Source organism: Pedococcus sp. P2_D7, assembly GCF_056404295.1.
In genome coordinates this window covers 152,445-164,459 of the sequence record NZ_JBFUEH010000006.1, presented here as the reverse complement: position 1 = coordinate 164,459, position 12,015 = coordinate 152,445, and the positions used below count along the sequence as shown (strand labels likewise).

Here is a 12,015-nt window from a genome sequence, read left to right as displayed (position 1 = left end):
GGGGCTGCTGGAGGGTGGGGGCTCGCACGGTCAGTACAGGCTGGGCGAGTCGTCGGTGACGTAGTCGGCGCCGGAGTAGGCGCCGATCGCCATCCGCTGGCGTTGCAGGAGGAGGTCGTTGAGCAGGCTGGAGGCGCCGAAGCGGAACCAGTACGGGTCGAGCCAGTCGTCGCCGGCGATCTCGCTGACCGTGACCAGGAACTTGAGCGCGTCCTTGCTGGTGCGGATGCCACCGGCCGGCTTGACGCCCACCATCTCGCCGGTGAGGTCCCGCCAGTCGCGGACCGCCTCGAGCATGACCAGCGTGACCGGCAGGGTGGCCGCAGGGGAGATCTTGCCGGTGGAGGTCTTGATGAAGTCGCCGCCGGCCAGCATCGAGAGCCACGACGCGCGTCGGACGTTGTCGTAGGTGACCAGCTCGCCGGTCTCCATGATGACCTTCAGCCGGGCGCGGGAGCCGTCCTTGCGGACACAGGCCTCGGCGACCTCGGCGATCTCGCGGAACACCGTGAGGTAGTCGCCGGAGAGGAACGCGCCGCGGTCGATGACCATGTCGATCTCGTCCGCCCCGGCCGCCACGGCGTCACGGGTGTCGGCCAGCTTGATCGGCATGAGCGCCCGACCGCTCGGGAAGGCGGTGGCGACCGCGGCGACCTTGACGCCGCTCTGCCCCAAGGCCTCCTTGGCGGTGGGGACCATGTCGCCGTAGACGCAGATCGCGGCGGGACGAGGCGTCGCCAGATCGGTCGGGTCGGGGGTGATGGCCTTCGCGCACAGGCCGCGCACCTTGCCCGGGGTGTCGGCGCCCTCGAGCGTCGTGAGGTCGATCATCGAGATCGCGAGGTCGATGCCCCACGCCTTCGACGTGGTCTTGATCGACCGCGTGCCCAGCCCGGCAGCACGCGCCTCGCACCCCACCTGGTCGACGCCCGGGAGGCCGTGCAACCAGCTCGTCAGGGCCGCGTTGGTGAGGCGGGAGACGCCGAGAAGGTCGCGCGCCCTGGTCGTCGCGTCGACGGAGGGGGCCGCAGCTGTGGGGGTGCTCACCGACCAATCCTAGCCGTGTCCCACCCTGTGGTCAGATCGCGCCGGTTCGAGGTGACCCCCACCTCCTCCGGCTGGTGACGCACCTTCAACGGACGACCGCGGGTCAGTGCACGGCGCTCAGTCAGCCGGGCCGGACCCCAGGGTGACGGTCGCGGTGTGGTCGGCTCCCGAGGCGTCGGTCCAGGCGACCAAGACGCGGCCGCCGGGGTCGTGGGTGGCCAGCGCTGCGGTCAGGTCGGACGGGCTGGCGACCGCGTCGCCGCCCACCGCGGTGATGGTCGAACCGGCCGTGATGCCGGCCTTCGCGGCGGCCGACCCGGCGACGACTCCGCTGACGGGGGCCCCCGCGAAGGTGCTTCCTGGCGTGCTTCCGGGCCCGCCCAAGCCGGTGCTCGGCTGGCCGAAGCCGTTCGTGGGATCCTGCGCGGTCTGGATGCCCAGGAAGGCCGGCAGGCCCTGGTGGATCGTCTCGTTGTCGACCCCGGACGTGATCTGCTCGGCCACCGCCAGGGCCGTGTCGACGGGGATGGCGTAGCCGGCCACGGTCGGTCCGCTGCCCCCACTGGTCTGCGCGGCGGTGTCGATGCCGACCACCTGGCCCTGTGCGTCGTAGAGGGGACCGCCCGAGTCGCCGGCCTCGATGGCTGCGCTCGTGACGATGAGCCCGGTGAGCTCCTCGCTGTCGGTCCCGGAACCGTCGCTCGCGGTGATGTCCCGGTCGAGGGCCGTCACCTCACCGGTCGCCGCCGACGTCCCTGTCTCGTTGCCGGCGTTCCCGACCCCGGTGACCGCGTCGCCGACCTGCAGCGACGAGGAGTCGCCGAGGTCGACCGTGGCCAGCCCGCTCGCACCCGTCAGCTCCAGGACGGCGACGTCGTTCGTCGGGCTCGTGCCGACGACCGTCGCCGCATAGGTGCGGCCGGTCGACAGGACGGTGACCTCGATGCTGGTCGCACCGTCGACGACGTGGTTGTTGGTCAGCACCTCACCCGACGAGGTCAGGACCATGCCCGTCCCGGCGGCTTCGCCCTGGTCGTAGTTCACCGTCGTGACGATGTCGACCACGCCGACGAGCTGGCTCGCGGTGGCTTCCGTGGTCGTGCCGGTGGTGGTCCCGTCCGTGGTGGAGGGAGTGGCGCCTGACGAGTCGGTCGAGCCGGTGTCTCCCGAGTCGGGGACCAGCTCCCAGGTGCGGCCGCCCCGCGTGCCGTACGCACCGGCATACGGGGTGGTCACCTGGGCGACGTTGGTGCTGGCCGACGAGCCGGCCGCAGTGTCGCCGGCCGAGATCTGGGCGCCGCCGATGGCGATCGCGGCGGCGGAGGCGATGCCCGCAACTCCGAGGAGGAGGGGGAGCGGTCGTCGGGTCGGTTTCATGGGGCTCACCTTCGAGGTGCTGTCGGTCGTGGGTTGTGGCCATGGCGTGGTCGCGGTGTCACTGCCCACGACACGCCCTCGAGGTGGTGACGCGCTGTGTCACGCCTCGGTGTTTCCTGTGGACGTCGGGGACGGGACGTCTCGCCTGTGGACAGCGGGTGCCGTATCGACGCCGCATCTGCGCCCCTCACGAGAAATCGAATCAGACTGTGCTGCAACGGTTTTCGGTGTCGTGGGGTTGTCAGACGCGGCCGGTAGGTTCGTTGGCATGGATCGGGGGAGCACGTTCGAGCAGCGCCGCGCAGCGGTGCAGGCCGCGTGCGCCGCCCTGACCGGCATCGACGAAGCCTTGTGGGCCGCTCCCGGTGGCGCGCTGGGCGACCTCGCGGCACTGTTGGACGAGGTGGCTCTGCGGGTGGACGCGGCCCGGGTCGAGGTGCTGCGGGAGGCGACCGACCGCGGTGAGGCCGGGGCCGGCCGGGCCGGTGCGCACGCGTGGCTGCTCGACCACAGTCCGGCGCTGCGGGCCGGTGGGTCGGCGCGGGTCGTGAAGGTGGCGGAGGTGGGGTGCGATGACCGGTATGCCGCGCTCGTGGCCGCGGTGCGTGACGCGCGGGTGCCGCTGGTGACGGCCGCGACCGTGGTCGAGGAGCTCGACCGGCTCGCCCCGCGCCTGGCCGAGGGCGCAGAGGGTCCGGTGCTGGCCGGGCTGGTGCACGTCGCGTCGTGGGGGCGGCCGAAGGACGTGCGCGGCATCCGGGAGCGCCTCGTGGCGAAGTACGGGGCGGTGGGGGAGTTCCAGGTCGAGCAGGACCGGTTGCGTGAGCTGCGGTCGCTGTCGCAGCCGTTCGCCGACGGGGCCGGGCTGTTCGAGTACACGATGCTCCTCGACGCCGAAGCCAAGACCGTGATCGAGGCCGCCGTCCAGGCCCTGTCCGCGCCGAGGCCGGCGCGGGGGGAGCCGGACCGGCGCCCGTCCGGGCAACGGCGGATGGACGCCCTGCTCGAGGTCGTCCGCCGGGGCGTCGCCTCCGCTGACGGGGTGGCCACCACCCCCAAGGCCGAGCTGTTCGTCACCGTCTCCCTCGACGACCTGGTCGCCCGGGCGAACGCGGCGACCGTGGTCGGGTCCAGCGAAGCCGGGACCCTGCTCGCCCCGGAGACCGCCCGGCGGGTCGCGTGCGATGCCGGGATCATCCCGGTCGTGCTCGGCAAGGACGGGCAGGTCCTCGACCTCGGCCGACGGTTCCGACTGTTCACCTCCGCCCAGCTCCGGGCGTTGTGGCTGCGCGACGGCGGGTGCACCTTCCCCGACTGTTCGGTGCCGGCAGCCTGGTGCGACGGACACCAGCTGTGGCACTGGGTCGACGGCGGCCCCACCGACCTGACCAACGCCGCTCTGTTGTGCGGGCGGCACCACACGATCGTCCACAAGAAGGGCTACCACGCCGAGCTCACCGACGGCCACGTCTCGTGGGACCTGACCCCCGGCGCCTACGACCACTGGCTCACCCGCCACCCCGGCCCACGCCCAGGCACCGACACTGGTTCGGACCCACGCGAGGGGTCCGGCTTCGGGACGCCGCCGCCGACCAGGACCTACCACGTGTGGGGCGAGCTCGAGACCGGTGCCGCAGGTTCGGCGCCCGTTCCGTCCTGGCCGCCCTGATCCAGCTGGCGGCCCACGGCCCCACGGCCGCACGCGCGGCCAGCCGGCCGGGCGGCTCTGGTGGTCGGTGGGTCGAGCGGATCCTTCCCGCTCAGCCGCCGGCGATCAGTGGGGGGTGACGTCCTTGGTGGTCAGCGCCCGGACCCGGCTGACCAGCTCGCGGCCCCGAAACGGCTTGACCATGTAGTCATCGGCTCCGGCGGTGAAGGCCTGGTCGATGTCGCCCTCCTGGGCTTTGGACGTGAGCATCAGCACGGCGATGTCCTTCGCCCGAGGGTCCGCTCGCATGCCCCGGCACACGTCGACCCCGCTCAGGCCCGGCATCATCCAGTCCAGGATCACCAGGTCAAACTCCTGGGACACGGCGGCAGTCAGTCCAGCATCGCCGTTGTCCTCGACGACGACGTCGTAGCCGACCCGACTCAGCAGGGCGACCACGAGGTCCTGGATGTCGACGTCGTCCTCGACCACGAGAACCTTCATCGGTGATCCCTCCCGAGCGGAGCGTCGCGGCCGCAGGTGATCTGTCGGCACGTTTCACCCCGCACCCTACGGTGAGCTCACTCGAACGACGAGCCCCCGCGCGGGGTGGTGGGAGGCGCGCGGCGCGGCCCCGGATTGCCGATTCGACTCGCGTGGGACAGTCTCACCCGCATGGACCGCGTGGAATTCGTGCAGCTCAGGGAGGCGACGACGGCCAACCTCCCGCCGGCCTCCGGCGCGCTGACCGCCGATGCTGCGTCCAAGCTGCGACAACGCCTGGCGTCGAGCGTCATGTTCGCCCAGGTCGAGGTCGAGGTGACGGACGATCCCGACCGCCTGCTGATCGCCATGGTCCGCTTCCGGCCGGGCACGCCGGAGCGTCAGGTGTCCAGCTTCCTCGAGGCGGTGTGGATCACCGAGCTGCGCCTCTCCGGTCTGGACGTCTTCAACTTCCTCGTCGAGGACGGACACGTCGAGTTCGAGGCGGTCACGGGGGACCAGGACTCCGGCTACTTCCTCAGCCTGCAGCTGATCGCGATCGAGGGTCAGGCCCAGGACTTCGAGGGCCGCCCAGACCCGCCGACCCCACCTCCTGTCGACACCGACGCCCCGCGCACCACGAAGCGGTTCTGGAGGAAGTAGTCCGCCCGGCTGGGCTTCCATCCAGCCAGTCCACCCAGTCAGACCTGGGTGAGTGCCTCCATGGCAGTGCGGATCCCGGCGAGCCTCGTGGCGGCGGTCTTCCGGGCGGTCTTCAGGTCGGCCGACACCGGTTCGATGACCTCGAGGTAGACCTTGAGCTTGGGCTCGGTGCCTGACGGTCGCACGATGATTCGTGAGTTGTCGGCCAGGAAGTAGCGCAGCCCGTCGGTGGGCGGCAGTGCCTCGGTTCCTTCAGCCAGGTCGTCGGTGCGCACGACCGCTGTACCGGCCACTTCCTGCGGCGGGTGCTGGCGAAGTCGCGCCATCACCGTGTCGATGAGCGAGAGGTCAGCCACGCGCACGGACAGGGCATCGGTCGCATGGACGCCGTGCTCGACGGCGAGGTCGTCGAGCAGGTCGGTGAGCGAACGCCCCTCGGCCTTGAGGCTCGCCGTCATCTCCGCGACCACCAGGGCAGCGCTGACGCCGTCCTTGTCGCGCACGTGCGGTGGGTCGACGCAGTAGCCGAGCGCCTCCTCGTAGCCGTACCGCAGGCCCTTGACGCGGGAGATCCACTTGAATCCGGTCAGGGTCTCCTCGTGCGGGACGCCGGCGGCCTTCGCCATCGCCGCGAGCAAGCGGGACGACACGATCGAGTTGGCGAAGACGTCGCCGTTGCCCACGCCGCGAGCGAGGATGTGCGCGCCCAGCAGGGCCCCCACCTCGTCGCCGCGGAGCATCCGCCATCCACCGGGGCCGGGCACCGCGACAGCGCAGCGGTCGGCATCGGGGTCGTTGGCGATGACCACGTCGGGCCCGGTCTGCTCGGCCAGCTCGAGGGCGGCGTCCATCGCCCCGGGCTCCTCGGGGTTGGGGAAGTGCACGGTCGGGAACGCCGGGTCGGGCTGGGCCTGGCTCTCGACCGGGATCGGCGCGGCATACCCCGCGCGGACGAACGCCTTGGCCACGGTCTCGGAGCCCACCCCGTGCAGGGCGGTGTGGACCACCGTCACCTCGCGCGGGGTGTCCTTGGCCACGACGGTGACGGCGTCGTCGAGGTACGCCTCGAGCACGTCGTCACCGAGCGTCTCCCAGCCGTCGTCGGCGAGCGGCACGTCGGCCACGGCCGCGACCCGCGCGATCTGCGTCGCGATGTCGGCGTCGGACGGCGGCACGATCTGCGAGCCGTCGCCGAGGTAGACCTTGTAGCCGTTGTCCTCAGGCGGGTTGTGGCTCGCGGTCACCATCACGCCGGCGTCGGCGCCGAGGTAGCGGATCGCATACGCGAGCACGGGAGTCGGCAGCGGCGACGGCAGGATCGCGGCTCGACCGCCAGCACCCACCACGACCGCTGCGGTGTCCCGGGCGAACACGTCGGAGTTGCGCCGCGCGTCGAAGCCCACCACCACGAACGGCTCGGGCTTGCTCGCCTGCAGGTATGCCGTGAGGCCGGCCGCCGCTCGGATCACGACCGAGCGGTTCATCCGGTTGGGACCCGCGCCGATGGCGCCGCGCAGGCCGGCGGTTCCGAACTCGAGCATCCCCGAGAACCGGTCAGCGAGGTCGCCGATGGCAGCTTGGTCGCCGGTCTTGGCCTTCGCGAGCAGGTCGCCGAGCTCCACCCGGGTCTCGTGGTCGGGGTCGTCGTCCACCCAGGCCTGAGCGGCATCGACCAGCTCCTGGGCGTGTTGGGCGGCCCACGCCTCCGTGCTGGCAGGCGAGTCGGCTCCGCGGCCGTGCCGCGCGGCATACGTCATGGCTGGGCTCCTGTCAGATGGTGGCGACGACCGCGGCGAGGAGCTTCCCGCACCGTTCGGCGGCCGCTTGGCCGGCCTCGATGACCTCCTCGTGGGAGAGCGGCTGGTCGCTGATCCCGGCGGCGAGGTTGGTGACGAGCGAGATGCCGAGGACCTCGAGGCCGGCCTGACGAGCCGCGATCGCCTCGAGCGTGGTCGACATGCCCACGAGGTCACCACCGAGCACCTTGGCCATCCGCACCTCGGCGGGAGTCTCGTAGTGGGGCCCGCGGAACTGCACGTAGACCCCCTCGTCGAGACCGGGGTCGACCTGCCTGGCCAGGTCGCGCAGCCGCGGGGAGTAGAGGTCGGTGAGGTCGACGAAGTTGGCGCCCTCGATGGGGGAGGCAGCCGTGAGGTTGAGGTGGTCGCTGATCAGCACCGGGGTGCCGGGGCTCCACGCGGGGTTGAGGCCGCCGCAGCCGTTGGTGAGCACGATGGTCTTGCAGCCCGCTGCGGCGGCGGTGCGCACGGCGTGGACGACCGCCCGGACGCCCTTGCCCTCGTAGAAGTGGGTGCGGGTGCCGTAGACGAGGGCCCGACGGCCGGTGTCGGCGATCGCCACGGAGCGCATCGTGCCGCTGTGTCCGGCGACGGCAGCCTTCGCGAAGCCGGGGACGTCCGCGTTGTCGATCGTGGCCAGCGTCTCGCCGATGAGGTCGCCGGTCTGGCCCCACCCGGAGCCGAGCACCAGGGCCACGTCGTGCCGGTCGGCGCCACTGCGGTCGGCGATCACCGCTGCGGCGGCCTTGGCCACCTCGAACGGGTCGGTCGCGGGGTCGGACAGGTCGGGGACGCCCGGGGACGGGCTGCTCTGCTCGCTCACTCCCGAAGACTACCGAGGCCCGGACCGAGCGGCGACGGCGACGGAGCGGACGGTACCGATCGTCGGGATCGTCCCCTGTGTGCTGCGCGCGACCGCCGACTCAGTCGCGCGCGGACACGGCCAGGGCCGGTTCGCCGGTGGGGCGAACGGTCACCCGCGAGCCGGGGGAGTAGCCGCCGACGGAGCTGCTGGGCACCTGGACGATGGCCTGACCGCCGTCGGCGAGGGCGACCACGACCCGACCGTGCGCCCCCAGGAAGCTCACGCTCGTCACTGTGTGCGCACCGCTCGGGTCGGCCTGGACGGCAAGGTGTTCGGGACGCACGAGCACCGTGACGGCTCCCGAGGTCGCCGAGCCGTCGAGCAGCGGCACGGGGTGGCCGAGGACCATCGCCGACGTCGAACCTGCCTCTCCCGCAAGGCGATTGGTGACCCCGACGAAGTCCGCCACGAAATCGTTGACGGGTCGCGAGTAGAGCTCCTCGGGGGCCGCGATCTGCTCGAGGCGACCGCTGCGCATGACCCCGACCCGGTCGGCGACGGCCAGCGCCTCCTCCTGGTCGTGGGTGACGAAGAGGGTCGTGGTGCCGACCTCCAGCTGGATGCGGCGGATCTCGTCGCGCAGCTGCACCCGGACCTTCGCGTCGAGGGCGGACAGCGGCTCGTCGAGGAGGAGCACCTGTGGCTCGATGGCCAGCGCGCGGGCCAGGGCGACGCGCTGCTGCTGGCCTCCGGACATCTGGTGCGCGAACCGGTCTGCCTGCGTGGACAGCCCGACGAGGTCGAGCATCTCGGCGGCCCGGGTCCGCCGCTGCTGGCCGGACTGGCGGCGCAGCTGCAGGCCGAACTCGACGTTCTGCCGGGCCGTCATGTGCGGGAAGAGGCTGTATGCCTGGAAGACCATCCCCAGGTCGCGCTTGTTGGTGGGCACCCGGGTCAGGTCCTTGCCGTCGACCTCGATCCGCCCCTCGTCGGGGTCTTCCAGGCCGGCGAGACAACGCAGCGCCGTGGTCTTGCCGCAGCCCGAGGGGCCGAGCAGGGCCACCAGCTCGCCGGGCGCCAGCCGCAGGGTGAGGTCGTCGAGGGCCTGCACGGGGCCGTAGCTGCGCTTCAGGCCGGTCAGCTCGACCGCCACGCCTCGGGGGCCACTGGCGGCGGTCGAGCTGACGGTCGTGGGGGCGGCGGTCATGTGAGCTCCTTGCGGGGACGGCGCAGTCGGGCCAGCGGGGACGTCGCGCTCCGGGCGCCGCCGACGAAGGACATCGCGAACAGGATCAGGAAGGCGAACACGAGGGAGGCCAGGCCAACCGCGATCGAGATCTGCGAGTCGGACTTGCCGATGAGGTACATCGCCACCTGGAGGTTGGTGCGGCTGAACAGGTTGGCGATGGTGAACTCACCCAGGGTCAACGCCACGGCGAGGAACGACGCCGAGAGGACCGCGGTGCGCAGGTTGGGCAGGATCACCCGGAGCATGACGGTGGTCCAGCTGGCCCCCAGAGATCGGGCGGCCTCGCTGAGCGTCCTGACGTCGATGGCCCGCAGCCCGGCGTCGAGCGCGCGGTAGGCGTAGGGCAGGACGAGCACGACGTAGGCGAACGCCAGCCAGATCGCATTGCCGCCGAGGAAGTAGGTGACCCACGCGTAGACCGGGGTCAGGCCGACCACGAGCACGATGGCGGGGACCGTCAGGGGTAGCAGGCAGAGGAACTCGACGGTGCGCCCGAGACCCGGCAGCCGCAGCCGCACCCACGTCATCGTCGGCACGAGCAGGAGCAGCATGATCACCACGGTGAGGACGGCCAGCCCCATCGAGGCGATGAACCCGGCCCGCAGGTCGGGATAGCGGGTCGAGATCGCCCCCACGTCGAGCAGCTGGGACCAGGTCGCCCCGGTGCGCTGGCCCGTCACGTCGCGGGTCGTGAACTCGAGCATGGCGAACAACGGCAGGCCGAAGAACACCAGGGTCAGCGTGACCACCACCCAGCGGAACACGTTCTGCCGGCGCCGCATCGCGGCGCGCTGGCCGCTCATCGGACCAGCCACTTCGACGCGCGACGGTCCAGCACGGCATACCCGGTCATGACGATGGCGACCACGACCACCATGGCGAGCGCCATCGCCTTGCCGACGCCTTGCTGACCCAGCACGACCTCGGAGGTGAACGTGCCACCGATCTGCAGCGGCAGCAGGGGCGCGCCCTGCGAGACGAGGGCGGCCGCGGTGGCGTAGGCGGAGAACGCGTTGGTGAAGAGCAGCAGGAGCGCGCCGATGAAGGACGGCATGAGGATCGGACCGGCGACCTTGCGCCAGTAGAGGAACGTGCTGCCGCCGAGGGTCTCGGTCGCCTCGCGCCACTGGGGCCGCAGCCCTTCGACGGCGGGCAGGAAGACGATGAGCATGAGGGGCACCTGGAAGTACAGGTAGACCAGCATCAGGCCCTTGTCCCACTCGTACAGCCATAGACCGCTGCTCGTGCCGAGGACCCTGGTGAGGAAGCCCTGTGCGGAGAAGGTCGCGAGGAACGCGAAGGCGAGCGCCACCCCGCCGAACTGCGCCAGCACGCCGCACAGCGAGGTGACGAACCGCTTGAGCACGCCGTTCGGCGAGGCCGTCGACACGGCATACGCGAGCACGGCGCCGAGCACGGCACCCGCGACCGCGGTCACGGCCGACAGCACCACCGAGTGCCACAGGGCCGAGGTGACCGCGGGCTCGCCCAGCGCGCGCAGGTTGCCCAGGGTCGGTCGACCACCGCTGAAGAACGCCCCGATCACCACGACCAGGGCCGGGATGACGAGGAAGACCGTGACGTAGGCGAAGAACGGGACGACGCCGAGCAGGGCGCCCGATGGCCGGAAGCCACCGGGCGCCCTGACGCGGCGGGCGCCGGGCACCGAGGTGTCAGCTGCCGTTCCGCCGGCTGCAGCGGCGTCAGCCAACGGCGTTGGCCCATTCCTTGGCGAGGTAGGCCGTGGCGGTGTCGGCGTCGGCCTTGCTCGGGACGACCGGCGTGCCGGTCACGGCGGGCAGGGCTGCGGAGGCCGTGGCGTCGAGCGTGCCGGCCTTCTTCATGTCGTCGAACCGGACCGGGCGGGCCCCACCCTTGAGCCAGAGGTTCTGACCCTCGTCGGAGTAGAGGAACTCCTGCCAGAGGCGCGCGGCGGCCGGGTGCGGGGCGGCCTTGTTGATCGCCTGGACGTAGTAGCCGGCCACGACCGCGTTGTCGGGGACGAAGACCTTCCAGGTCGGGACCTTCGCGGTCTGCGCGGCGTTGAGGTAGTCCCAGTCGATGACGACGGGGGTCTGGCCCGATGCGATGGTCGCAGGGGTGGGGTCGACCGGGATGAAGTTCCCGGCGGCCTTGAGCTGCTTGAAGAAGGCGACACCCTTGGTCCCGTCGCCGGCGGTGCCACCGTTGGCGAGCGAGGCCATCTGGACTCCGGCGAACGCCGCTCCGGCCTTGGTCGGGTCACCGTTGAGGGCGACCTTGCCCTTGTAGGCCGGCTTGAGCAGGTCGGCCAGCGACGTGGGGGCCGGGACCTTGGAGGAGTCGTAGCCCACGGACATGTAGCCGCCGTAGTCGTTGACCCAGGTGCCGTTCGCGTCCTTGAGGTCGGCCGGGACCGAGTCGAAGGTGGCGACCTTGTAGGGAGCGAACATCGTGGTGTTCGCGGCCGCGACCGCGGCCCCGACGTCGAAGACGTCGGGGGCGCTGCCCTGGCCCTTGAGCCGGTTGGCCGCCGAGATCTCGTCGGCGCTGCTCGCGTCGGGCTGGGCGCTGGTGACCTTGATGCCGTACTTCGTGCCGAAGGCGCTGATGATCGCGCCGTAGTTCGCCCAGTCCGGGGGCAGCGCGATGACGTTGAGGGTGCCTTCCTTCTTCGCTGCCGCAACGAGGGCGTCCATGCCCCCGAGGTCGGCGGCCGAGGTGGCGGTCTTGGCCTTGTCGGCTCCGCTGCCCGAGCTTCCGGTGTCGTTGTCGGCGGGTGGCGAGCAGGCGGCGACCGCGAGGGAGGTGGCTGCTGCGACGACGGCGAGGAGGGCCGTGTGGCGGGGACGAACTGTCATGTGTTCCATCCTGACTGTGAGCCCGTCCAGCGGGCGGCGAGGTGCTCTGTGCATAGTGGTGCCGTCGCGGAACGTAGTGTCTGTCCTTGGACCATAGGGCCCAC

At 71.5% G+C, this 12,015-nt stretch carries 11 protein-coding genes; 2 read left to right on the top strand and 9 right to left on the bottom strand.

From position 1 onward, the window contains the following. Window positions 1-30 precede the first annotated feature (30 nt). The gene (gene deoC / locus AC1DWJ_RS15805; protein ID WP_477621286.1) at window positions 31-1,047 is read right to left on the bottom strand and encodes a deoxyribose-phosphate aldolase; all 1,017 of its coding nucleotides are present in this window, start codon (window positions 1,045-1,047) and stop codon (window positions 31-33) included. A gap of 117 nt (window positions 1,048-1,164) precedes the next feature. After that, entirely contained in the window at window positions 1,165-2,424 is a 1,260-nt protein-coding gene (locus AC1DWJ_RS15800; protein ID WP_457252581.1) for a S1C family serine protease, read from the bottom strand. 268 nt (window positions 2,425-2,692) lie between these two features. Here AC1DWJ_RS15800 and AC1DWJ_RS15795 point away from each other — a divergent pair, with 268 nt between their 5' ends. After that, window positions 2,693-4,093, top strand: a complete 1,401-nt coding sequence (locus AC1DWJ_RS15795; protein WP_477621285.1) for an HNH endonuclease signature motif containing protein — start codon at window positions 2,693-2,695, stop codon at window positions 4,091-4,093. A 105-nt stretch (window positions 4,094-4,198) separates the two neighbouring features. Here the strand turns inward: AC1DWJ_RS15795 and AC1DWJ_RS15790 are convergent, their stop codons facing one another. Beyond that, window positions 4,199-4,576, bottom strand: a complete 378-nt coding sequence (locus AC1DWJ_RS15790) for a response regulator transcription factor (protein ID WP_457252579.1) — start codon at window positions 4,574-4,576, stop codon at window positions 4,199-4,201. Between the two features lie 171 nt (window positions 4,577-4,747). Between AC1DWJ_RS15790 and AC1DWJ_RS15785 the strand changes: the two genes are divergently transcribed. Then, the gene (locus AC1DWJ_RS15785; RefSeq protein WP_457252578.1) at window positions 4,748-5,218 is read left to right on the top strand and encodes a hypothetical protein; all 471 of its coding nucleotides are present in this window, start codon (window positions 4,748-4,750) and stop codon (window positions 5,216-5,218) included. A gap of 38 nt (window positions 5,219-5,256) precedes the next feature. On the opposite strand, the gene AC1DWJ_RS15780 is transcribed toward AC1DWJ_RS15785, so the two are convergent. The 6 genes from AC1DWJ_RS15780 to AC1DWJ_RS15755 all read right to left on the bottom strand — a co-directional run bounded on the left by AC1DWJ_RS15780 (window position 5,257) and on the right by AC1DWJ_RS15755 (window position 11,911). Beyond that, a complete protein-coding gene (locus tag AC1DWJ_RS15780) occupies window positions 5,257-6,975 on the bottom strand; it encodes a phospho-sugar mutase (RefSeq protein ID WP_477621284.1) in 1,719 nt (572 codons plus the stop codon). Window positions 6,976-6,988: 13 nt separating this feature from the next. Continuing rightward, complete coding sequence (locus AC1DWJ_RS15775; RefSeq protein ID WP_457252576.1) at window positions 6,989-7,840, bottom strand: purine-nucleoside phosphorylase; 852 nt, start codon at window positions 7,838-7,840, stop codon at window positions 6,989-6,991. A gap of 100 nt (window positions 7,841-7,940) precedes the next feature. Further along, complete coding sequence (locus AC1DWJ_RS15770) at window positions 7,941-9,029, bottom strand: ABC transporter ATP-binding protein (protein WP_477621283.1); 1,089 nt, start codon at window positions 9,027-9,029, stop codon at window positions 7,941-7,943. Further along, window positions 9,026-9,874 (bottom strand): ABC transporter permease, encoded by an 849-nt coding sequence (locus AC1DWJ_RS15765; RefSeq protein ID WP_477621282.1) that lies wholly within the window; start codon window positions 9,872-9,874, stop codon window positions 9,026-9,028. Before AC1DWJ_RS15765 ends, AC1DWJ_RS15770 begins: the two co-directional genes overlap by 4 nt. After that, window positions 9,871-10,782, bottom strand: a complete 912-nt coding sequence (locus tag AC1DWJ_RS15760) for an ABC transporter permease (protein WP_477621281.1) — start codon at window positions 10,780-10,782, stop codon at window positions 9,871-9,873. Before AC1DWJ_RS15760 ends, AC1DWJ_RS15765 begins: the two co-directional genes overlap by 4 nt. Continuing rightward, window positions 10,775-11,911 carry an ABC transporter substrate-binding protein gene (locus AC1DWJ_RS15755; RefSeq protein WP_477621280.1) on the bottom strand — a complete coding sequence of 379 codons (1,137 nt, stop codon included), beginning with the start codon at window positions 11,909-11,911 and terminating at the stop codon, window positions 10,775-10,777. The genes AC1DWJ_RS15760 and AC1DWJ_RS15755 overlap by 8 nt, the downstream gene beginning before the upstream one ends. Window positions 11,912-12,015 lie beyond the last annotated feature (104 nt).